General features: G+C 64.4%; 25 protein-coding genes. 12 read left to right on the plus strand and 13 right to left on the minus strand.

Annotated features, from left to right (window positions below):
- Positions 1-39: 39 nt before the first annotated feature.
- The 6 genes from ACP691_RS03965 to ACP691_RS03990 form a co-directional block, all read right to left on the minus strand.
- The gene (locus ACP691_RS03965) at positions 40-804 is read right to left on the minus strand and encodes an SDR family NAD(P)-dependent oxidoreductase (RefSeq protein ID WP_426150149.1); all 765 of its coding nucleotides are present in this window, start codon (positions 802-804) and stop codon (positions 40-42) included.
- Between the two features lie 74 nt (positions 805-878).
- The gene (locus ACP691_RS03970) at positions 879-2,069 is read right to left on the minus strand and encodes a benzoate/H(+) symporter BenE family transporter (protein ID WP_426150150.1); all 1,191 of its coding nucleotides are present in this window, start codon (positions 2,067-2,069) and stop codon (positions 879-881) included.
- Positions 2,070-2,224: 155 nt separating this feature from the next.
- On the minus strand, positions 2,225-2,770 hold the full coding sequence (gene folE, locus ACP691_RS03975) for a GTP cyclohydrolase I FolE (protein WP_040262181.1): 546 nt from the start codon (positions 2,768-2,770) through the stop codon (positions 2,225-2,227).
- Between the two features lie 90 nt (positions 2,771-2,860).
- On the minus strand, positions 2,861-3,418 hold the full coding sequence (locus tag ACP691_RS03980) for a Smr/MutS family protein (protein ID WP_426150151.1): 558 nt from the start codon (positions 3,416-3,418) through the stop codon (positions 2,861-2,863).
- 33 nt (positions 3,419-3,451) lie between these two features.
- The gene (locus ACP691_RS03985; RefSeq protein ID WP_426150152.1) at positions 3,452-3,775 is read right to left on the minus strand and encodes a hypothetical protein; all 324 of its coding nucleotides are present in this window, start codon (positions 3,773-3,775) and stop codon (positions 3,452-3,454) included.
- Positions 3,776-3,889: 114 nt separating this feature from the next.
- The gene (locus ACP691_RS03990; protein ID WP_426150153.1) at positions 3,890-4,480 is read right to left on the minus strand and encodes a cysteine hydrolase family protein; all 591 of its coding nucleotides are present in this window, start codon (positions 4,478-4,480) and stop codon (positions 3,890-3,892) included.
- A gap of 133 nt (positions 4,481-4,613) precedes the next feature.
- Here ACP691_RS03990 and prmB point away from each other — a divergent pair, with 133 nt between their 5' ends.
- A complete protein-coding gene (gene prmB / locus ACP691_RS03995; protein ID WP_426150154.1) occupies positions 4,614-5,522 on the plus strand; it encodes a 50S ribosomal protein L3 N(5)-glutamine methyltransferase in 909 nt (302 codons plus the stop codon).
- A gap of 39 nt (positions 5,523-5,561) precedes the next feature.
- Here prmB and ACP691_RS04000 read toward each other — a convergent pair whose 3' ends face one another.
- Both ACP691_RS04000 and ACP691_RS04005 read right to left on the minus strand, forming a co-directional pair.
- Complete coding sequence (locus tag ACP691_RS04000; protein WP_426150235.1) at positions 5,562-6,350, minus strand: hypothetical protein; 789 nt, start codon at positions 6,348-6,350, stop codon at positions 5,562-5,564.
- Positions 6,351-6,419: 69 nt separating this feature from the next.
- A complete protein-coding gene (locus tag ACP691_RS04005) occupies positions 6,420-7,415 on the minus strand; it encodes an alpha/beta hydrolase (RefSeq protein WP_426150155.1) in 996 nt (331 codons plus the stop codon).
- A gap of 136 nt (positions 7,416-7,551) precedes the next feature.
- Between ACP691_RS04005 and aroC the strand changes: the two genes are divergently transcribed.
- Genes aroC through mtnC form a run of 5 tightly spaced genes read left to right on the plus strand, consistent with a single transcriptional unit; the run spans position 7,552 to position 11,700 of the window.
- Positions 7,552-8,646, plus strand: a complete 1,095-nt coding sequence (gene aroC / locus ACP691_RS04010; protein WP_426150156.1) for a chorismate synthase — start codon at positions 7,552-7,554, stop codon at positions 8,644-8,646.
- 25 nt (positions 8,647-8,671) lie between these two features.
- Positions 8,672-9,832 (plus strand): MFS transporter, encoded by a 1,161-nt coding sequence (locus ACP691_RS04015; protein ID WP_426150237.1) that lies wholly within the window; start codon positions 8,672-8,674, stop codon positions 9,830-9,832.
- Complete coding sequence (locus tag ACP691_RS04020) at positions 9,829-10,443, plus strand: methylthioribulose 1-phosphate dehydratase (RefSeq protein WP_426150157.1); 615 nt, start codon at positions 9,829-9,831, stop codon at positions 10,441-10,443. Before ACP691_RS04015 ends, ACP691_RS04020 begins: the two co-directional genes overlap by 4 nt.
- A gap of 15 nt (positions 10,444-10,458) precedes the next feature.
- On the plus strand, positions 10,459-11,004 hold the full coding sequence (locus tag ACP691_RS04025) for a 1,2-dihydroxy-3-keto-5-methylthiopentene dioxygenase (protein ID WP_426150158.1): 546 nt from the start codon (positions 10,459-10,461) through the stop codon (positions 11,002-11,004).
- A gap of 12 nt (positions 11,005-11,016) precedes the next feature.
- Positions 11,017-11,700 carry an acireductone synthase gene (mtnC, locus tag ACP691_RS04030; protein WP_426150159.1) on the plus strand — a complete coding sequence of 228 codons (684 nt, stop codon included), beginning with the start codon at positions 11,017-11,019 and terminating at the stop codon, positions 11,698-11,700.
- Positions 11,701-11,806: 106 nt separating this feature from the next.
- Here mtnC and ACP691_RS04035 read toward each other — a convergent pair whose 3' ends face one another.
- Entirely contained in the window at positions 11,807-12,085 is a 279-nt protein-coding gene (locus tag ACP691_RS04035) for a DUF3509 domain-containing protein (RefSeq protein ID WP_040262192.1), read from the minus strand.
- A gap of 338 nt (positions 12,086-12,423) precedes the next feature.
- Between ACP691_RS04035 and ACP691_RS04040 the strand changes: the two genes are divergently transcribed.
- The 5 genes from ACP691_RS04040 (at position 12,424) to ACP691_RS04060 (ending at position 16,988) form a co-directional block, all read left to right on the plus strand.
- Positions 12,424-12,951 carry an ankyrin repeat domain-containing protein gene (locus ACP691_RS04040; RefSeq protein WP_426150160.1) on the plus strand — a complete coding sequence of 176 codons (528 nt, stop codon included), beginning with the start codon at positions 12,424-12,426 and terminating at the stop codon, positions 12,949-12,951.
- A gap of 68 nt (positions 12,952-13,019) precedes the next feature.
- Positions 13,020-13,553, plus strand: coding sequence for a hypothetical protein (locus ACP691_RS04045; protein ID WP_426150161.1), 534 nt, complete (start codon positions 13,020-13,022; stop codon positions 13,551-13,553).
- A gap of 58 nt (positions 13,554-13,611) precedes the next feature.
- Positions 13,612-13,800: a PLDc N-terminal domain-containing protein gene (locus tag ACP691_RS04050; RefSeq protein ID WP_426150162.1), complete on the plus strand. Its 189-nt coding sequence runs from the start codon at positions 13,612-13,614 to the stop codon at positions 13,798-13,800.
- Between the two features lie 146 nt (positions 13,801-13,946).
- Complete coding sequence (gene speE / locus ACP691_RS04055; protein WP_040262195.1) at positions 13,947-14,807, plus strand: polyamine aminopropyltransferase; 861 nt, start codon at positions 13,947-13,949, stop codon at positions 14,805-14,807.
- 102 nt (positions 14,808-14,909) lie between these two features.
- On the plus strand, positions 14,910-16,988 hold the full coding sequence (locus ACP691_RS04060) for an LTA synthase family protein (protein ID WP_426150163.1): 2,079 nt from the start codon (positions 14,910-14,912) through the stop codon (positions 16,986-16,988).
- A 51-nt stretch (positions 16,989-17,039) separates the two neighbouring features.
- On the opposite strand, the gene ACP691_RS04065 is transcribed toward ACP691_RS04060, so the two are convergent.
- Complete coding sequence (locus tag ACP691_RS04065) at positions 17,040-17,240, minus strand: SEC-C metal-binding domain-containing protein (RefSeq protein ID WP_084596234.1); 201 nt, start codon at positions 17,238-17,240, stop codon at positions 17,040-17,042.
- A gap of 6 nt (positions 17,241-17,246) precedes the next feature.
- Entirely contained in the window at positions 17,247-17,732 is a 486-nt protein-coding gene (locus ACP691_RS04070; RefSeq protein ID WP_426150164.1) for an LEA type 2 family protein, read from the minus strand.
- Between the two features lie 76 nt (positions 17,733-17,808).
- On the opposite strand from ACP691_RS04070, the gene ACP691_RS04075 reads away from it, so the two are divergent.
- On the plus strand, positions 17,809-18,339 hold the full coding sequence (locus ACP691_RS04075; RefSeq protein ID WP_426150165.1) for a hypothetical protein: 531 nt from the start codon (positions 17,809-17,811) through the stop codon (positions 18,337-18,339).
- A 103-nt stretch (positions 18,340-18,442) separates the two neighbouring features.
- Here ACP691_RS04075 and ACP691_RS04080 read toward each other — a convergent pair whose 3' ends face one another.
- Together ACP691_RS04080 and ACP691_RS04085 are read right to left on the minus strand one after the other, a co-directional pair.
- Positions 18,443-18,925 (minus strand): YchJ family protein, encoded by a 483-nt coding sequence (locus ACP691_RS04080; protein WP_426150166.1) that lies wholly within the window; start codon positions 18,923-18,925, stop codon positions 18,443-18,445.
- A 2-nt stretch (positions 18,926-18,927) separates the two neighbouring features.
- Complete coding sequence (locus ACP691_RS04085) at positions 18,928-19,419, minus strand: DUF6231 family protein (protein ID WP_426150167.1); 492 nt, start codon at positions 19,417-19,419, stop codon at positions 18,928-18,930.
- Positions 19,420-19,488: the final 69 nt, after the last annotated feature.

Genomic DNA, 19,488 nt, shown 5'->3' on the forward strand with positions numbered 1-19,488 from the left:
GCCTGGCAAGCCGTTACAGAGGCCTTCAAGTCACAGGTCTCACGCCTGCGGCGGCTGCCCATTGGATGCATGCAAACCGCCATCCACCGGCAGGTTAACGCCGTTGACGAAGCGCGCGTCATGGCTGGCGAGGAAGGCGATCACGTCGGCCACTTCCTCCGGTTCGGCGGCGCGGCCCAGGGGGATGCGTTCCTTGAACTTGGCCATTAGGGCGTCATCGTTCTTCATGTCGGCGGTCAGGTCGCTCCAGGTCAGGGCCGGGCATACCGCGTTCACCCGCACGCCCTGGCGGCCGTATTCCAATGCCAGCGAGCGGGTGAAGTTGCTGACCGCGCCCTTGGCGGCGTTATAGAAGCTCATGCCCCAGTCTCCGCCCAGACCGGACACTGAAGAGAGGTTGATCACCGAGCCCTGGCTGGCGATCAAGTGCGGCATGGCGGCGCGGCAGCCGTAGAACACGCCGTTCACATCGATAGCCATTACCTGATGCCAGTCGTCCATGGGGGTATCGGTCAGCGACCCGGTGGGCGCGACACCGGCGTTGTTCACCAGCACATCGAGCCGACCGAAGTGTTGCACCGTCTGGGCGACCACGCCCTGCACTTCATCCCAGTTGGACACATCCGCCGGGTGTACCAGGTACTGGCCCTGGGGTAGCGAGGCGGCCACCTGTTCGAGCTTGGCGCGGTCACGCCCTACCAGGATTACCCGGGCCCCTTCAGCGGCGAAGCGCCTGGTGGTAGCCGCGCCTATGCCGGAGCCGGCGCCGGTGACGATAACGACTTTATCGGTGAATCTGGACATGGAAGACCCTCGGGAATGAATGGTCCTTTTTCTGAGGGCCGCGGCCGGGCGGGGTTCCTTCCAATGCCCCAGCTCTACGCCTTGCGAAGGTTCAACACCAACAAGGTAATCACGCCCCCCACGATTCCCCAGAAAGCCGAGCCTATCCCGAAGAGCGTCATGCCTGAGGCGGTGACCATGAAGGTGATCAGGGCCGGTTCCCGTTCGCGTGGCTCGGCCATGGCCTGGGTCAGGCCGTTGACGATGGAGCCGAACAGCGCCAGGGCGGCGATGGACAGCACCAGTTCCCGAGGGAACGCGGCGAACAGGGCCGCCAGGGTAGCGCCGAAGGTGCCGGCGATGCCATAGAACAGGCCGCACCACACTGCTGCCGTGTAGCGCTTGCCAGGGTCTTCATGGGCCTGGGGGCCGGTGCAGATGGCCGCGCTGATCGCCGCCAGGTTGATGCCATGGGAGCCGAACGGCGCCAGCAGGAAGGAGGCGATGCCGGTGACGGAAATCAAAGGGGAGGCACGCACCTGATAGCCGTCTGCCCTGAGCACGGCCATGCCGGGCATGTTCTGCGAGGTCATGCACACCACGAACAGCGGAATGGCGATGCTGATGGTGGCCGCCAGGGAAAACGATGGGGTGGTCCATACCGGCACGGCCAATTGCAGGCGAACGCCACTGAAGTCCAGCAGCCCTAGCATGGCCGCCAATGCCAGCCCGATCAGCAGGGCGACCAGCACGGCATAGCGAGGCGATAGGCGCTTGCACAGCAGATAGCCGAAGAACATGCCCAGCACCAACAGGGTCTGGTGCTGGGCGGCGACGAAGATCTCACTGCCGATACGAAACAGGATACCGGCCAGCAGCGCGGCGGCGAGGGAGGCGGGGAGCCTGCGCACCAGGCGTTCGAAGGTGCCGGTCAGGCCGCATACCGTGACCAGAAAGGCACAGGTAAGGTAGGCGCCAATGGCCTCCGGATAGCTGACCCCGCCGAGGCTGGTGATCAGCAGGGCCGCCCCAGGCGTGGACCAGGCCACGGTGACCGGTGTGCGGTAGCGCAGCGACAAACCGATGCTGCACAGCGCCATGCCGATGGACAATGCCCAGATCCATGAGGCGATCTGCGCCGCGCTCAGGCCGGCCGCCTGCCCGGCCTGGTACATCAGGATGAGCGAACTGGTGTAGCCGGTCATCATGGCGATGAAGCCGGCCACTACAGCGGAGGGGGAGCTGTCGGCCAAAGGGCGGAGACGGGGCGGGGCGGCGCTGAGCATGGCGGCGGTCCTTGCATGGAGTGCATGCAGGGTACCGCCGTACAGGCGGGTTTGGACGATACAGCGGGCGGATCAATGGGCGATACAGTCGGTGAGCTAGCGCAATGCCTCTAGACCGCATTCGGTAGCTTCGCTACCTCCCACAGCGCGTTGGCTTAGCGGATCAGACTCAGGAACTCACTGCGCGTAGCCGGATTGTCGCGGAACTCACCGAGCATCACGGATGTGATCATGCTGGAATTCTGCTTTTCCACGCCGCGCATCATCATGCACATGTGCTTGGCTTCCACCACCACGGCCACGCCGGCGGCGCCGGTGACCTTGAGGATGGCCTCGGCGATTTCGCGGCTGAGGTTTTCCTGGATCTGCAGGCGGCGTGCGTACATGTCCACGATGCGGGCGACTTTCGACAGCCCCAGTACTTTGCCGTTGGGCAGGTAGGCCACGTGCGCCTTGCCGATGAAGGGCAGCATGTGGTGCTCGCACAGGGAGTACAGCTCGATGTCCTTGACCAGCACCATTTCGCTGTTGTCCGAGCTGAACAGCGCGCCGTTGGTCACCTCTTCCAAGGTTTGCTCGTAGCCGCGGCAAAGGTACTTCATGGCCTTGGCGGCCCGCTTTGGCGTGTCGAGCAAGCCCTCGCGGGAAATGTCCTCGCCGATCTCGCCGAGAATGGCGCTGTATTGCTGTTCCAGGGACATGGGTTTACCTGTAGGAGAATTTTAAGCAGGCGCGTAGGTTAAGGCCCGCGCCGGAGCGCCGCAAGTGCGAGCTGGGCGGGGAAGGGCAGGCTATTCGTCGCGCCCTTCGAGCATGGTGCGCTTGAGCATCACATAGAGCGCGCCTGTTCCGCCATGGCGGGGCTGGCAGGAGGTAAAGCCCAGCACCTGTGCATGCTGGCGCAGCCAGGTGTTGACGTGGCTTTTGATCATCGGCCGCTTGCCGTCGAGGCGGGCGGCCTTGCCGTGGGTGACGCGCACGCAGCGAATCTCCAGGCGTGTGGCCTCGGCAAGAAATTCCCAGAGGGTTTCCCGGGCTTTCTCCACGGCCATCCCGTGCAGGTCCAGGCTGCCTTCGAAGGGAATCTGCCCCAGCTTGAGCTTGCGCATCTGGGCTTCCTGCACGCCATCACGGGCCCAGTGCAGCTCATCCTCGGCGCCTACGTCGATGACGAACTGGTCCGACAGGCCGTCCACGGTCTTCACGTCCTGGCGCACGGTGGCCGCCTGGCGCAGCGCCTGCACGTGCTGGCGGTCCGCCCGCGGCTTGCCGGTGTCGGCGCGGTCGTGGCGGATCGGCTTCACACCGCGGACTTCGGATTGGAACAGGGAAAAATCATCGTCTTGCATGTGGCCTCCAGGCAGGGTGCCAGTCTACAAGAGTCAGTCGTGTCTTTTCATCAGGTGCGGCGCCAGGTTCAGATCCTGGGTGCGGCGCATGCGTCGGCGGCAGCGACGCCATACGAAAATCCCCAGGTACAGGAAAAGCACCCCGAACACTGTCAGGATGGCCGCGCCGGTGGTGCTGGTGTCCAGGCCATCGATCGCTGGCGGGCGCCCCAGCAGGCTGGCGATGCCGGCCATGCCCAACAGGATGCCGAAGACCGCCAGTACCGCCGCCAGCGCGGCGCCGATTCGCATCCGCCACCGGTTCGGTCCGCGGGGCCGCAGCCTGCGGGCGTTAAAACCGTCGTCGGATAGCTTCATCAAGGATTTCCTTCAGGGTGAATATCGGCCCTTCGACCCCCGGGCGGCGGTCGGGTTCCTGTACTTGTCATAATCCTCGAGCGCGCCGGCAGCGCCGCGACGAACGGCGCCGGGTCAGATGACATCAGCAGTGGAGGCCACGGCGGCGAAGTTGTCCGCCATGGTGGCCATGCCCACCTGCTTGACCTGCTCGGCGCTCAGCACGCCGCCCTTGTAGGGCAGGTCACGGGTGGCGCAGGCATCTTCGACCAGGGTGCAGCGGTAGCCGTAGTCCTTGGCCGCGCGCACCGTGGTGCTGATGCTTGAGTGGGTCATGAAGCCACACACGATCAAGTTCACATGGCCCAGGTTCTGCAGGGTTTCGTGCAGGTCGGTATTGTTGAAGGCATTGGGCATGCGCTTTTCGACGATGTGCTCGCCGTCGATGGGGGCCGCCTTGTCGATGAACTGGCCGCGCTCGCCCTGGGGGTCGAACAGGCCGCCTGGAATGCCCAGGTGTTTCACATGCACCACTGGGCGGTTGGCCTCGCGCGCCGCGCGCAGCAACTGGGCGATATGCTCGACGGCGTCCTCAATGCCGGACAGCGCCAGAGGCCCGCTCAGGTACTCCTTCTGCGCGTCGATAATGATCAACGTGGCATTGCTCAGGGTGAACGGCGGGTAGCCGCGACCACTGAGTTGGAACATCGTCTTGACATCGGGCATCAGGGGCTCCTTTGGAGAGGGCTTTTGCCATATTCTCCACTGCCGGGGCCGATATGGGAATCACCGCGATGCGAAGCCGCGTCGGCCGTGGCCTGGGCTGGTAGAATCGCTTGTCTATTCCAAGGAGCTTGCCGTGATCACTACCCGCCTGCGCACCCTGCGCGACCATATCCGCTGGGCCGTCAGCCGCTTCCATGCCGAAGGGCTGTACTTCGGCCACGGCAACGACAACGCCTGGGACGAAGCGCGGCAGCTGGTGCTGGGCGCCCTGCATCTGCCCTGGGATATCAGCGACAGCTACCTGGACTGCCGCCTGGAAGACGATGAGCTCAGCCATGTGCAGCACCTGCTGCGCCGGCGCATCAAGGAGCGCATCCCGGCCGCCTACCTGATCGGCGAGGCCTGGTTCTGCGGCCTGCCCTTCGTGGTCGATAACCGGGTACTGGTGCCACGCTCACCCATTGCCGAGCTGATCGGACAGCGTTTCGCCCCCTGGCTGGCCGAAACCCCGGCGCGCATCCTGGACCTGTGCACCGGCTCGGGTTGCATCGGGATCGCCTGCGCGCGGGCGTTCCCGGAGGCGGAAGTGGTGCTGGCGGACCTGTCCTTCGATGCTTTGGAAGTGGCCAACCAGAACATCGAGCGGCATGAGCTCGAAGAGCGGGTGTATACGGTGCAGGGCGACGGCTTCGCCGGCTTGCCGAACCAGCGCTTCGACTTGATCGTTTCCAACCCGCCCTACGTTGATGCGGAAGATTTCGCCGACATGCCGGAGGAATACCATCATGAACCGGCGCTGGGCCTGGCCTGTGGCGAAGATGGCCTGGACCTGGTGCGGCGCATGCTCGCCGAGGCGGCGGGCCACCTGACCGAGCACGGCCTGCTGGTGGTCGAGGTGGGCAACAGCCAGGTGCACGTCGAGGCGCTGTACCCGGAAGTGGATTTCACCTGGTTCGCGTTCGAGCACGGCGGCCACGGTGTCTTCGCCCTGACCGCCCGCCAGTGCCGGGACCATCAGGCGCTGTTCGCCTCCCGTCTGTAAGCCAGGTAACAGCCGGGGTAGCGGCCCCGGCCATGCCATTCAACGATGGGTGGCGATGTAGATCAGCAGCGCGGCCTGGAACAATGCGAAGGCGATCAGGCAGCCGATGGTGAAGCGCAGGCTGCCGTCTTCGCGTTTGTACTTGCCGATGCGCTCGTCCCGCTGACGCAACTGGGCCTCCATTTCCTGCAGGCGTTTGTCCGCCGCCTGCAGCATGCTGGCGCTTTCCAGCGTGTTCACTCGCTGCACTTTCTCGGCATTCCAGTTGGGCAGCAGCGCGCTGACCAGGGTCTGCTTGACGCTGCCCTTGAGATGCTGGGCGTCTTCGTAATGCACGTCGAAGCCGTGGCTACGCAAAACGTGATCACGGCGAAGGCGGGTGTCTTCCACCAAGGCGTCTCGATTGGGCAACACGATGCCGTCGAAGCGGTACCCCGGCCAACGGGCTTGCGCCCAGGCAACCGCCTGGTTCAGCAGATAGCGGCCCAGGCCTCGGTTGGCGGGCTCCAGGCTCAGGGTTTCCGGAAGGCTCCAGACCCGCCCTTCAGCGTGGTCGGCCCACAGGTCCAGGCAGTTCTGCTCCTTGCGCACCCGCTGGCCTGGCAAGTCGATGGCCAGCCGCAACAGGCTGTATCGCTCGCTATGGCGCTCCGCCCAACCGAAGCGGGCGAAGCGCAACGGGCGAGGGCCCGTATTTCGGTCACTGGGCAAGGCGGCCAGGCGAAGCAGTTCATGATGCTCCGGCGTCACTTCACCCCAGGGGAGGGCAGGTAGCTCCGCAGCAGCGGCCGGCCCCGCCTCAGCGTTCGCGGGCGCCGCGTCGTGCATGGGAATGTAGGGCATAAGGCGATCCTCTCTCTGGAGAGGGTATCGGCCAGCCTGGCTGATTCTGAAGGGTTAGTGTTCGTTGCCCTTGATGAACCGGGCCAGCGCGTCGGCGAGGCCCGCCGCCAACGGCAGGTTCGGGTTGTTGTAGGAGGCAACCTGCTGCTTCATGTCCAGGGGCACGATACGCAACACATGGTTCATGCCCGGGATCAGCACCTTTCTTGCCTGGGGATTGGCCGCTACCAGGGCATCGGCGTCCTCCACGCCCACCTGGATGTCATGCTCGCCCTGCACCACCAAGGCGGGCACCTGCAGGGCGGCGAAGGCCTGCGCCGGGTTCTGGCGGAACAGGGAAATCAGGTACGGCTGCACGCTGGGGCGGAACACCACCTGCAAGGGCTCAGGGACCTGTTCGTCCTGCTGGCCGGCCTTGAGTTCATCCAGCAGTTGTTCGCTGCGCGCGTAGAGGGACGGCGGCAGGCGCTCGCGCAGCTGTTCGCGCAGCACCTGGTCGATGGGCCGACCGCTACCGGCCAGGGTGACCACACCGGTCGCACTGGTTTGCGGGGCCGCCAGGCTGGCGATCAGGGCGCCTTCGCTGTGGCCGATCAGGGTCAACGGACCAAAGCGCGGGTCTGCCGCCAGCTTGCGGGTCCAGGCGACGGCGTCGGCGACATAGGCTTCCACGCTCAGCTGGCGTTCATCCGGCGCCAAGGGCAGGCCGCTGGCCACGCCTCGCTTGTCATAGCGCACGCTGGCGATGCCGGCACGGGCCAGGGCCCAGGCCAGCTTCTTCAGGCTGTCGGTACGCCCGGCGTCCGGGTTGTTGCCGTCTCGGTCCGTGGCGCCAGAGCCGGAGATGATCAGCGCTACCGGCACGGGGTGGTTGGAGCGGGGCAACAGCAGGCTGCCTTGCAGGATGCCGCTACCGGTGTCCAGGCTGATAGGGCGCTGCAGGATGGAAGCGGGCGCAGGGGCCTGCGCGGCGGCAGGCACGGTAGCGGGGGCAGCCGCAGGGGCCAGGGAAGCCAGGCAAAGGCTCAACAGGAGGAATAGGCGCAGCATCTTTAACCAGTTCACAGAAGGGGTACGTTGGACCGAAGCGGCGGTGCCCGGTTCGCCAAGGGTGAACTGAGTTGCCAGCCTGCGTATACTGCGCTGCCTCAAGTTTCATCAGGATTCATCTCGCGGAGCCTCTCGCATGTCTGGCAACACCTTCGGCAAGCTGTTCACCGTCACCACCGCTGGCGAAAGCCATGGCCCCGGGTTGCTTGCCATCGTCGATGGCTGCCCGCCCGGCCTGGCGCTGGACGTCGCCGACCTGCAGCGGGACCTGGACCGGCGCAAGCCCGGCACCAGCCGGCATACCACCCAGCGCCAGGAGGCCGACGAGGTCGAGATTCTCTCCGGTGTGTTCGAAGGCCGGACCACCGGCACCCCGATCGGCTTGCTGATCCGCAACACGGACCAGAAGTCCAAGGACTACTCGGCGATCAAGGACATTTTCCGCCCCGCCCACGCGGACTACACCTACCACCACAAGTACGGCCTGCGCGACTACCGTGGCGGCGGTCGCAGCTCCGCTCGGGAAACGGCCATGCGCGTGGCCGCCGGGGCCATCGCCAAGAAATACCTGGCGACCCTGGGCATCCAGGTGCGCGGCTACATGAGCCAGCTGGGCCCCATCGAGATTCCCTTCGTCAGTTGGGACGGGGTCGAGCAGAACGCGTTCTTCTGCCCGGATCCGTCCAGGGTGCCGGAGCTGGAGGCCTATATGGACCAGCTGCGACGGGACCAGGATTCCATAGGCGCGCGCATCACCGTGGTGGCCGAGGGCGTGATGCCCGGCCTGGGCGAGCCGATCTTCGACCGCCTGGATGCGGACCTGGCCCACGCCCTGATGAGCATCAATGCCGTCAAGGGCGTGGAGATCGGCGCCGGTTTCGCCAGCGTGGCCCAGCGTGGCAGCGAGCATCGTGATGCGCTGACTCCAGCGGGCTTCGTCGGCAACAACGCCGGCGGCATCCTCGGCGGCATCTCGTCCGGGCAGCCGATCGTGGCGCACCTGGCGCTCAAGCCGACCTCCAGCATCACCACGCCGGGGCAATCCATCGACGTGGCCGGGCAGCCGGTAGACATGATCACCAAAGGCCGTCACGACCCTTGCGTGGGCATCCGCGCCACCCCCATCGCCGAGGCCATGATGGCCATCGTGCTGCTGGATCACCTGCTGCGTCATCGCGGCCAGAACGCCGATGTGCGAGTGAGCACGCCAGTGCTGGGGCAGCAGTCTTGATCCTGGCTTCGGCCGCGCCCGAGGTCTGACGGGCGTGGCGGTTCCCTACTGGCGGCTGTCCGGTTTCTACCTGTTCTACTTCGCCTTGCTGGGCGCCACCGCGCCCTTCCTGGCGCCCTGGTTCGCTTACCTGGGGTTCGCCCCGGCGCGCATCGGCGAACTGGTGGCCATTCCCATGCTCATGCGCTGCGTGGCCCCGCATCTGTGGGGCTGGTTGGGTGACCGCACGGGCCAGCGCCTGCGAATCGTACGGTTGGGCGCCGCCGCTACCCTGGCCAGTTTCTCTCTGGTGTTCCTGGGGCACAGCTACGCCTGGCTGGCCATGGTCATGGCGCTGCACGCTTTCTTCTGGCATGCAGTACTGCCACAGTTCGAAGTCATCACCCTGGCTCATCTGCGCCAGCAGCCAACTCGCTATGGGCGGGTGCGGCTCTGGGGCTCCATCGGTTTCATCCTGGCGGTGGTGGCGTTGGGGCGTTGGTTCGAATACCAAAGCCTGAGCAGCTACCCCTATACCGTTGTCATCATCATGGTGGGCATCCTGCTGGCCAGCGCCTGGGTGCCGGCCCCGGCCCGGGGTGAAGACGAAACCAGCCAGGCGGCCCCCGGCGACGGCTTCCTCGCTCGCCTGGCCCAGCCGGGGGTGCTGGCGTTCTATGCCTGCGTGGGCTTGATGCAGCTCAGCCACGGCCCCTATTACACCTTTTTCAGTATCTACCTTGGCGAACTCGGCTACAGCGCGGTGGTGATCGGCCTGTGCTGGGCCTTGGGCGTGGTGGCTGAAATCCTGATGTTTCTGGCCATGGCCTGGCTGCTGGCGCGCTTCAGTGTGCGCCAGGTACTGGCGGTGAGCTTCGCCCTGGCGGCGGTTCGCTGGCTGCTGCTCGGTAGCCTGGCGCAGAACGCCACCGTTCTGGTGCTGGCGCAGGTCCTGCACGCGGCCACTTTCGGCAGTTTCCATGCCGCGGCTATCCAGCAGGTTCGGCAGACCTTCGGCCTGCGTTACCAGGGCCAGGGCCAGGCGCTCTATGCAGCCCTGGCTGGCATCGGAGGCGCCCTGGGCGCGGTATACGCCGGGTACAGCTGGCAAGCGCTGGGGCCGTTCGGCACCTTCGCGCTGGCCAGCCTGGCCGCATTGGCCGCAACGGTTATGATCGTGGTTTTCGACAAGAAGGAGCCGGTATGACCCCGGACCGTGACACCCTGGCCCGGCAGATCGTCGAGGCGGGGCAATTCCTCTATGCCCGGGGCTGGTCTCCGGCGACCAGCAGCAACTATTCTGCCCGCCTTTCGTCAACCCAGGCGCTGCTGACGGTGTCCGGCAGGCACAAGGGCCAGCTCGGTCCGGACGACGTGTTGGCCACGGACATGGACGGCAACAGCCTGGAGCCCGGCAAGCGGCCCTCCGCGGAAACCCTGCTGCATACCCAGCTCTACCGCTGGCGGCCAGGCATCAACGCCGTGTTGCATACCCATTCGGTGAACGCCACGGTATTGTCCCGTGTCACCGCGGGCAGCGAACTGGTGTTCGAAGACTACGAGCTGCAAAAAGCCTTCACTGGCGTGGTGACCCATGAAAGTCGGGTAGTGGTGCCGGTGTTCGACAACGATCAGGACATCGCCCGCCTGGCCGGCAAGGTACAGCCCTGGCTGGAGGCCCACCCCGACTGCGTGGGCTACCTGATCCGCGGTCACGGCTTGTATACCTGGGGAGCGACCATGACCGATGCGCTGCGCCAGGTCGAGGCGTTCGAATTCCTCTTCGACTGTGAATTGAAACTACGGGCGGTACGCTGACCCAAGGAGTGCCTGATGAGTCGCTTGACCGTTTACCACGAAAGCACCCCGGACTTGCCTGAGAAGGTGCTCACCCATGGCGAGGACATCGCCGCTACCCTGGCGGAGCAGGGCGTGCGCTTCGAACGCTGGCAGGCCAATGCGCCGATCGCGCCCGGCGCTAGCCAGGAAGAGGTGATCGCAGCCTACCGTGATGAGATCGACCGCCTGGTAACTGAATGTGGCTACCAGACCGTGGATGTCATCAGCCTGGCCAGTGACCATCCGGACAAGGCCGCGCTGCGGGCCAAGTTCCTGGAAGAGCATCGCCATGGTGAGGATGAGGTACGGTTCTTCGTCGCCGGTCGCGGGCTGTTCACCTTGCACCTGGGCGAATACGTCTACGCCGTATTGTGCGAGAAGAACGACCTGATTTCCGTGCCCGCCGGCACCCCCCACTGGTTCGACATGGGCGAGCACCCGCACTTCGTCGCCATTCGCCTGTTCAACAATGCCGAGGGCTGGGTGGCCCGCTTCACTGGCGAGCCCATTGCCCAGCGCTTCCCGCGCCTGGAAGACTGACAAGGACCCCGCATGCCCATCAAGGCCATTCTTACCGACATCGAAGGCACCACCAGCGCGGTCAGCTTCGTCTACGACGTGCTCTTTCCCTATGCGGCCGCCCGGCTGCCGACCTTCGTGCGCGAGCATGAGGCCGAGCCGGAGGTCGGCCAGGCGCTGGCGGCCGCGCGCGAAGAAGCCGGCGAGCCTGGCGCCGACCTGGAGCGCACCCTCGAACTGCTGCTGGGCTGGATGAAAGAAGATCGCAAGGTCACGCCGCTGAAGGCTCTGCAAGGCCAGGTATGGCAGCAAGGCTATGCCCAGGGCGAGCTCAAGGGGCATGTCTACCCAGACGCAGTGGCCGCCCTGGAGCGCTGGCATCGGAGTGGCTATGGGTTGTATGTGTATTCGTCCGGGTCTATCCAGGCGCAGAAATTGATCTTCGGTTGTTCCGAAGCCGGAGACCTGAGCGGGCTCTTCTCTGGTTATTTCGATACCACCAGCGGGCCCAAGCGTGAGGCGCACTCCTATGGCCGTATCGCGGCCGCGATCGACCTGCCACCGGAGCAAATTCTGTTTCTATCGGATGTCGCCGCGGAGCTGGACGCAGCACGGTTGGCTGGCATGAAAACCTGCGGCCTGGCGCGAGGAACCTCTCTGCAGGCCAATCATCCAATCGTCGACAGCTTCGCTGCGATCGATCCAGGCCGCTTTTGAACACGCTGCGGGAGCCAGCGAAGCTGGCGACTGGCGCTCTTTCAGGAAGCCATTTCACTCGTTGGCGCTAGCTCCCACCGTGATGGCCTTGCTGTCCGCTCCAGCTTTAGACCGAATGATAGGTCGGCAGGGCGAAGCGGTTCTGGCTTTGCAACAGATGGATGTCCGGCAGCTGGCTGACTTCACCGGCCAGGTCACGGCGAATGGCGCTGATGACCCACGAGAGTTGTTCCGGAGTGTTGAGCTGCGAGTACGAGATCGAGCGGCGCATCTGGCGGCCTTCACCATCGCGCAGGGTCAGCAGGACGGCGCCATCCGGGCGTGGCTGGGTCACCACGTCGTATTCGGAAAACAGGCTAGCGAATTTTTCTTGAAGGAAATCCATCTGGCGACTCCTAAGCATCAATGGGCAGGCTATGCATAGGGTATTGCAGCCACCGTGCCAACTGCGCTGACTAAGGAAACCCCAGTAAAATCAGGTAGTTGAGGAAAAGAGGATTTTCATCCCATCGTGCATCTTGCAAGATACGCAGCGGTCAGGGATGCATTTTGCGTGATGGAGATCACATTTGCAGGGGCTGTGCAGGGGAGGGTATGAAGGGATACAGGTATGACATCATTTTGCCCATTAGTTCCCTTCATTGGCAGCATTGAGCCACGCTGTTGACCGACGGTCCGAGTCTCCAGAACACTGGTTGCCTATTCATTCAGCCGGAGTTCTCCATGGCAAATTCCACCCTGACCCCAGCCGTGAGCGATGACCAGCTTGGCGAACTCGCCGCGCAGGTATTCGACCTTGCCCGCGAGGGCGACGCAGCTACCCTGCGGCAACTGCTTGAAAAGGGGCTGCCAGTGGATCTGCGGAATCAGAACGGCGATACCTTGCTCATGCTTGCCAGCTATCATGGCCACCTCGAGGCGGTCGATGTGCTATTGAAGGCCGGCGCCCGTCCCGATATCCCCAACGGCAAGAACCAACTGCCACTGGCTGGCGCGGCCTTCAAAGGCAATCTGGAGATGGCGCGTCGGCTGCTGGCCGGTGGCGCGAACGTCAACGGCAGCGCCGCCGACGGCCGTACCGCCTTGATGATGGCCGCGATGTTCAACCGCACGGAGTTGGTAAAGCTGTTCCTCGAGGCCGGGGCTGACCTGAGCGCCCGTGACCTGGCCGGTGTCGATGCCTTGGGCGCTGCGCAAGCCATGGGTGCGCTGGATACCCAGGCGCAGTTGCAACCCCTGGTGGCCGACTGAGCGCCTGGAAGCCCCACGGGTCAGGTTCTGCTATCCTGCGCCTCCCCATTGTTAGCCGAAAAGTCGCCATGCAAAGCCAGTTGACCGAACTCCTCACCTGTATCAGCTCCGGCTGCATGAAGGAGCAAGACATCGCTCGGATCGCCGCGGAGGCAGCCGATGCCTACGCGGACCCGGACGCTTTCCTGGCCGCCAACCCCGACGTCAACTATGACGACAGCTTCCCCATCCCCCTGGGCGAATGGGTGGTGGTCGGCAGCCTGCCGGATACCGTGCTGTTCCAGGCCGACACCTACCCGGAGCTGCTGGAGCAGATCATGGGGTCTTTCGGCCCGCAAGTGCCGTTCAACCTCAAGCCGCGCCAGTTGCAGAAAACGGATGCCGTTACCGCTCTGAATCGGTTGCAGATCCAGCTTTCCAGCATGAACCGGGAGGCCGGGGGCTATGTGCTGCTCAACTTCAGCCGAGTGCTGGATACTGAATTGCAGGCGGTGCTGGTGTATGGCAACGACCTGGAGCGGGTCCGCGGCCTGTGCGAGGCGCTGAGCATCTACGCCGCGCCGGCCCTGGAAGCGGCCCGGGCCGAGTCGGCCGCCGGTTGAGCAGCCCGAGGCCTGGCCTGGTTCGCTGGAACTGAATCGCATCGTCAAGGAGCGCGGCATGGGCGCCACTTTCAATAGCCTGTTCAGCCTGGTGGTACTGGCCTTGGACCTGTGGGCGATCGTTCACGTGCTGCGCAGTGGAGAAGAGGTCGGTATTCGGGTGCTGTGGATCCTGCTGATCGCCATCGTGCCGATATTGGGGCTGATCATCTGGGCCATCCTCGGTCCCAGGGCCGCCCGCCGTTAGGAAACGTACCCTAACAGCGCCCGGGTTGATCCTCCCCTATCAAGTTTCATGCGTCGTGTTCGCCAGAGCGCGGGCGACGTCGTAGAATGCGCCCCTTTCTCACCCGAGCGGCCAGCGGCTGCCGTGGATAGTCAGGGGGCACATACATGAGCGAATACCAGGAAACTCTTTACGAAGGCTACGGCCAGCGCTTTCGCATGGAGAAGCTGCTCCATGAAGTGCGTACCGACCACCAGCATCTGGTGATCTTTCAGAACCCGGTGATGGGGCGGGTGATGGCCCTGGACGGGGTCATCCAGACCACCGAGGCGGATGAATTCATCTACCACGAAATGCTCACCCACGTGCCGATCCTGGCCCATGGCGCGGCGCGGCGCGTGCTGATCATCGGCGGCGGCGACGGTGGCATGCTGCGTGAAGTGGCGCGTCACCCGGGCGTCGAGCACATCACCATGGTGGAAATCGATGCCACCGTGGTGGACATGTGCAAGGAGTTCCTGCCCAACCATTCCAATGGCGCCTTCGATGACCCGCGCCTGAACCTGGTGATCGACGACGGCATGCGTTTCGTCTCCACCACCCAGGAACGCTACGATGTCATCATCTCCGACTCCACCGACCCGATCGGTCCGGGAGAGGTGCTGTTCACCGAGAACTTCTACCAGGCGTGCCACCGCTGCCTGAACGAGGGCGGCATCCTGGTAACCCAGAACGGTACGCCCTTCATGCAGCGCGAAGGCGTGCAAACCACTGCCAGCCGCCTGCGCGGGCTATTCGCCGACTGGCACTTCTACCACGCCGCCGTGCCGACCTACATCGGCGGCGCCATGACCTTCGCCTGGGGCGCGACCCGGCCCGACTACCGCAAGCTGTCGCTGGACGTGCTAAGGGCGCGCTATGCCGGTAGCGGCATCGTGACTCGCTACTACAACCCGGAAATCCACCTGGGGGCGTTCGCCTTGCCGCAGTATGTGCTTCAGGCCATCGGCAAGCCCAGCAACGACTGAGCCGGCCGCGGCGCGGGGTCACGAATTTTTCAGCCGCCAGGTTGCAGAATTCCGGCCCGCTCCGCGACCTCCCGCCCACCCTCTACGGATACCCGACGACACATGGCTACCCTGGAAGTCCCCCGCGCTGACCGCACATCCAAGCGCTTGTCGCAGCCTTCGCTCAAAGCCCACCTGGGTTATCTCCTGCTCAGCGGGCTTGCCATCATGGTCCTGCTCAGCGGCCTGCGCGTGGCCTTGCTGGCTTACAACCTCGACTCGGCCGGCGATGCCAGCACCTCGGCCCTGGTCGAAGCCTTCACCAATGGGCTGCGCTTCGACCTGCGCCTGACGGTGTACCTGCTCATTCCCCTGCTGCTGGCGGTGCTCAGCGCCCGAGCCATGGCCAGCCGTGGGCTGTTTCGCGCCTGGCTGACCATCACCTCCAGTCTGGCGCTGTTCGCCGGCCTGCTGGAAATGGACTTCTACCGGGAGTTTCACCAGCGGCTCAATGGCCTGGTGTTCCAGTACGTGAAGGAAGATCCGAAAACCGTGCTGAGCATGATCTGGTACGGCTACCCGGTGGTGCGCTATCTGCTGGCGTGGGCCCTGGTGACCTGGCTGTTGAGCCTGGTATTCAAGGGCATTGGCCGGGCCACCCGGCCCTCGGTCGATACCCGGGCAGGTGGCCGCGTCGCCCCCTGGTACGCCCGTGTCGGCGTGTTCGTGGTACTGCTGCTGATCGCGGTGGTCGCCGCCCGTGGCACCCTGCGCCAGGGCCCGCCCCTGCGCTGGGGCGATGCCTACACCACGGACTCCAACTTCGCCAACCAGTTGGGCCTCAACGGCATCCTTACCCTGATCAGCGCCGCCAAGAGCCGGATGTCCGAAGACCGCGACAACATCTGGCACGCCACGCTGCCCCAGGCCCAGGCCACCCGCACCGTGCGCGACATGCTGCTGACCAGCAACGAGCGCCTGGTCGATGCCGACACCGCCGCGGTGCGTCGGGTATTCACGCCGCCCGTGGGCAACACCCTGCCTATCCGCAACGTGGTGGTCATCCTGATGGAAAGCTTCGCTGGCCATTCGGTGGGCGCGCTTGGCGACCAGGCGGGCATCACTCCTTACTTCGACAAGCTCGCCAAGGAGGGGCTGCTGTTCGACCACTTCTTCTCCAACGGCACCCATACTCACCAGGGCATGTTCGCCACCATGGGATGCTTCCCGAACCTGCCGGGCTTCGAATACCTGATGCAGACCCCCGAAGGCAGCCACAAGCTCTCCGGCCTGCCCGCGATGCTTAGCCCGCGCGACTACAATGACGTGTACGTCTACAACGGTGACTTCGCCTGGGACAACCAGTCCGGCTTCTTCAGCAACCAGGGCATGACCACCTTCATCGGCCGCAACGACTTCGTCAATCCGGTGTTCTCGGACCCGACCTGGGGCGTTTCCGACCAGGACATGTTCAGTCGCGGCAACGAGGAACTGGACAAGCTGTCCGCCCAGGGCAAGCCCTTCTACGCCCTGCTGCAAACCCTCTCCAACCATACGCCCTACGCCTTGCCGAAGGATCTCCCGGTGGAGCCGGTCACCGGCCGTGGCAGCCTGGACCAGCACCTCACCGCCATGCGCTACTCGGACTGGGCCCTGGGCCAGTTCTTAGAGAAGGCCAAGCAGTCGCCTTACTACAAGGAAACCCTGTTCGTGATCGTCGGTGACCATGGTTTCGGCAACGAGCGGCAACTGACCGAAATGGACCTGAGCCGCTTCAACGTGCCCTTGCTGTTGATCGCCCCGGGCATCCAGGACAAGTTCGGCGCGATGAACCACACCGTGGGCACTCAGATCGACATCGTGCCCACCATCATGGGACGGCTGGGCGGGGAAGCGCAGCACCAGTGCTGGGGCCGCGATCTGCTCAACCTGCAGCAGGGCGACCAGGGCTTCGGTGTCATCAAGCCTTCCGGAAGCGAGCAGAGCGTGGCCATCGTTACTGGCGACCGCATCCTGATCGAGTCCCGCGACATGGACCCCAAGCTTTACCGCTACACCCTGGGTCGCGAGCCCAAGGCTGAGTTGATTCCCGAGACGGCGGACGCACCCGCGCTTCGCAACAAGCTTGACGCGTTCATCCAGACGGCCACCAAGAGCCTGATGGACAACACCGCCGGCGCGGTGCAGAGCAAAACGGAGTGACAAAAAAGCCCTGGCATCGCCAGGGCTTCTTCGTTGTGCGTCAGGAAAGAATCAGGCCCCGTGGCACTTCTTGAATTTCTTGTCGCTGCCGCAAGGGCAGGGGTCGTTGCGGCCGACGTCCTTCAAGGCGTTGCGTACGGGCTCCTGGGGGCCATGGTTGCAGTGCGGGCCATGCACATGGCCATGGTCGTGGTGGCCATGATCATGGTCGTGATTACAATCGGGCCCATGCACGTGTGGTTGCTGCGACATTGATTACTACTCCGGAAGCAAGCCTGCGGGGGTGACTTCACCCGTTCGCCGCAGGCTAAGGTTGTGACCGAATAATACCCCGGTGCGCAGTTCTCCCTCCAGCTGATAGTGCAGCGGACGGTCGGGATGACGCAGCAGCCTGGCCAGGGGCTTGAGGTGCTCCCAAAGATTGGTGCGCACTTCCACCACATGTATCGCCCGTTCGTTGGCCGGCACGCTGAACCAGCTGTCGTCCTCGCCTTCGGCCAAGGGGATGCCCTCCAAGGTAACCTTGTAAGTCAGCCCGCGCACGGGCAAGGCCTGGTCATTGGGGTTGAGAATTTCGAAGCGCAGGCGAAAACGCTGTTCAAGCAGTCGGGCCTTTACCACTTCGACCCGCTTGAGGTGTACCTCAGGGTCGTCATAATTGCCGGTAAGCCAGGTGGCGCAGCCGCCCAGCCCAAGCAGAAATGCCAGGCCGACGAGCTGTACCATGGATCGCGCCAATCGCATCTACCGTCTCCCTTGGCTGGCTGGGCGGTATGCGTTCATGTCCGCTAGCATCCAGCCCATTGCAGGAGACCATAGCATGCCCTTGTACGAAATAGCCTTTCGCGGTGAATGCCTCCCGGGCCATGACCCCGATACCGTCAAGGCCGAAGTGGGCCGCCTGTTCCGCGCGGATGCCGAGCGTACCGAGTTGCTGTTCTCGGGGCGCCGCCTCGTGCTCAAGGCGCGCCTTGAGCTGGCGGCGGCCGAACGCTTTCGCCAGGCCATGGCCAAGGTAGGCGCCTGGGCGCAGGTGGAGGCCATGCCCGCGGCCGCGCCCACCGCCGAGGTTGAAGCCATCGAACTGGCAGCGCCTCCCGTGGTGGCCCCAACGGCCCGTGCCAAGGTGATGCCCCGGGACAACTACATGGCTGCCTTCGCTGAAGTCGATGCCCCGGCCTACGAAATCGCCGAGCCTGGTGCCTTGATGCAACCCGATGCCGCCCCGGCCCCTGCGCCTAGGGTCGATCTCTCCGGGCTGAGCCTGGCACCCGTGGGCGCGGAACTCGGTAGCCGGCCTGCCACCGCCGCGCCGCCGCCTCCGGATACGTCTCACCTCAAGCTGGCGTGATCCCGAGGGCTCGGTTCACCCTGGGGGTCGCAAAGCCGTCGAATGGCCTTATTACGGGTGCGAATTCGCCAGCTTCGCTGGCTCCCACTGCCGCCCCGGGCCCCTACGCGGTATTAGACAGATACCCGGCGCAGCACTTCTTGAATTTCTGCCCGCCCCCACAGGGGCAGGGATCATTGCGTCCGGCAGCCAGTGGCACGGTGGGGTCGATGAAATACCAGCGTCCGTCGTGCTGCACGAAAGCCGAGCGTTCCCGGTGGCTGTGCTCTCCACCCTGGTCGTGCCAGCGGGCCACGAAGGTCACGAAGGCGTGTTCCGGCTTGCCACCGATGACCTCGGCCGCTTCCACCTGCAACCCCAGCCAGGTCGCTTCCGCGCTCCAGGTGGCCATGGCCTGGCGATCCAGCCGGGCTTGCTGGGCGGGGAGGGTGGTCGCTACCAGGTAGTCCACCAGCCCAAGCACATAGGCGCTGTAGCGGGATCTCATCAGGTGCTGGGCATCTGGGGCGGGCTGGCCCAGGTGAAACCGGCCACAACACAGTTCAAGTCGGTTACCACTGCCGCAGGGGCATACGGCTACTGTCATGCTTACCACCAATATTTGCCAAAGTGCTGCGGGTTGGCCCAGAAGCGAGCGTTCAGCCAGTCCGGCGCCTGCTTGTATTGACGAAGGTCATAAGTGAACAAACCAAGGGTTTGCTCATCCCGGGCGAAGGTGGCCATCTTCTGCAGGGCAAGGGCGTAGAAGTCCGTTTCCTTCCAGGGGCTGGCCTGCAGGTCAGCCAGCACCGCCAGGCGGCCACTGTTGAGATTGCGGACACCGCCGAGCAATTCCTGGCCTTCCCGTAGGCTCAGATGTTCCAGGCAATCTACCACCAAGGCCAGGTCGAAACGGCGGCCCGCCAATTCCGCCGGCAGTCGACCGGGGCCGGCCAGCCCAAGGGCCGTGTACGGGTAGGCGTCCATGAAGGCGTCCAGGGCCGGGAAACCGCTGGCCGAGAGCACCAGCAAGCGCGCCGGCTGTTGTTCATGGAGCAGGGCCGCGATGGCTTGCTGGGGCGTTTGGGTTGAACCGCTCATGAGACATTCCCTGTTATTACGAAAACAAAGACTAGCGCTCACGAAACTTCGCGCCTAGTGCGCAATCAA

It is taken from the genome of Pseudomonas sp. DC3200b2, from assembly GCF_049895785.1.
Lineage (GTDB): Bacteria > Pseudomonadota > Gammaproteobacteria > Pseudomonadales > Pseudomonadaceae > Aquipseudomonas > Aquipseudomonas massiliensis.

Coding starts and splice junctions, on each gene's coding strand:
- ACP691_RS04040 (WP_426150160.1), top strand. CDS start 12,424: ATGGCAAATTCCACCCTGACCCCAGCCGTGAGCGATGACCAGCTTGGC.
- ACP691_RS04020 (WP_426150157.1), top strand. CDS start 9,829: ATGACCCCGGACCGTGACACCCTGGCCCGGCAGATCGTCGAGGCGGGG.
- ACP691_RS04005 (WP_426150155.1), bottom strand. CDS start 7,415: ATGCTGCGCCTATTCCTCCTGTTGAGCCTTTGCCTGGCTTCCCTGGCC.
- ACP691_RS04075 (WP_426150165.1), top strand. CDS start 17,809: ATGCCCTTGTACGAAATAGCCTTTCGCGGTGAATGCCTCCCGGGCCAT.
- ACP691_RS04025 (WP_426150158.1), top strand. CDS start 10,459: ATGAGTCGCTTGACCGTTTACCACGAAAGCACCCCGGACTTGCCTGAG.
- ACP691_RS03990 (WP_426150153.1), bottom strand. CDS start 4,480: ATGCCCGATGTCAAGACGATGTTCCAACTCAGTGGTCGCGGCTACCCG.
- ACP691_RS03970 (WP_426150150.1), bottom strand. CDS start 2,069: ATGCTCAGCGCCGCCCCGCCCCGTCTCCGCCCTTTGGCCGACAGCTCC.
- ACP691_RS04060 (WP_426150163.1), top strand. CDS start 14,910: ATGGCTACCCTGGAAGTCCCCCGCGCTGACCGCACATCCAAGCGCTTG.
- ACP691_RS04035 (WP_040262192.1), bottom strand. CDS start 12,085: ATGGATTTCCTTCAAGAAAAATTCGCTAGCCTGTTTTCCGAATACGAC.
- speE (WP_040262195.1), top strand. CDS start 13,947: ATGAGCGAATACCAGGAAACTCTTTACGAAGGCTACGGCCAGCGCTTT.
- ACP691_RS04000 (WP_426150235.1), bottom strand. CDS start 6,350: ATGCACGACGCGGCGCCCGCGAACGCTGAGGCGGGGCCGGCCGCTGCT.
- ACP691_RS03965 (WP_426150149.1), bottom strand. CDS start 804: ATGTCCAGATTCACCGATAAAGTCGTTATCGTCACCGGCGCCGGCTCC.
- ACP691_RS04065 (WP_084596234.1), bottom strand. CDS start 17,240: ATGTCGCAGCAACCACACGTGCATGGGCCCGATTGTAATCACGACCAT.
- ACP691_RS04085 (WP_426150167.1), bottom strand. CDS start 19,419: ATGAGCGGTTCAACCCAAACGCCCCAGCAAGCCATCGCGGCCCTGCTC.
- ACP691_RS03980 (WP_426150151.1), bottom strand. CDS start 3,418: ATGCAAGACGATGATTTTTCCCTGTTCCAATCCGAAGTCCGCGGTGTG.
- folE (WP_040262181.1), bottom strand. CDS start 2,770: ATGTCCCTGGAACAGCAATACAGCGCCATTCTCGGCGAGATCGGCGAG.
- ACP691_RS04080 (WP_426150166.1), bottom strand. CDS start 18,925: ATGACAGTAGCCGTATGCCCCTGCGGCAGTGGTAACCGACTTGAACTG.
- aroC (WP_426150156.1), top strand. CDS start 7,552: ATGTCTGGCAACACCTTCGGCAAGCTGTTCACCGTCACCACCGCTGGC.
- ACP691_RS04050 (WP_426150162.1), top strand. CDS start 13,612: ATGGGCGCCACTTTCAATAGCCTGTTCAGCCTGGTGGTACTGGCCTTG.
- ACP691_RS04070 (WP_426150164.1), bottom strand. CDS start 17,732: ATGCGATTGGCGCGATCCATGGTACAGCTCGTCGGCCTGGCATTTCTG.
- ACP691_RS03985 (WP_426150152.1), bottom strand. CDS start 3,775: ATGAAGCTATCCGACGACGGTTTTAACGCCCGCAGGCTGCGGCCCCGC.
- ACP691_RS04045 (WP_426150161.1), top strand. CDS start 13,020: ATGCAAAGCCAGTTGACCGAACTCCTCACCTGTATCAGCTCCGGCTGC.
- mtnC (WP_426150159.1), top strand. CDS start 11,017: ATGCCCATCAAGGCCATTCTTACCGACATCGAAGGCACCACCAGCGCG.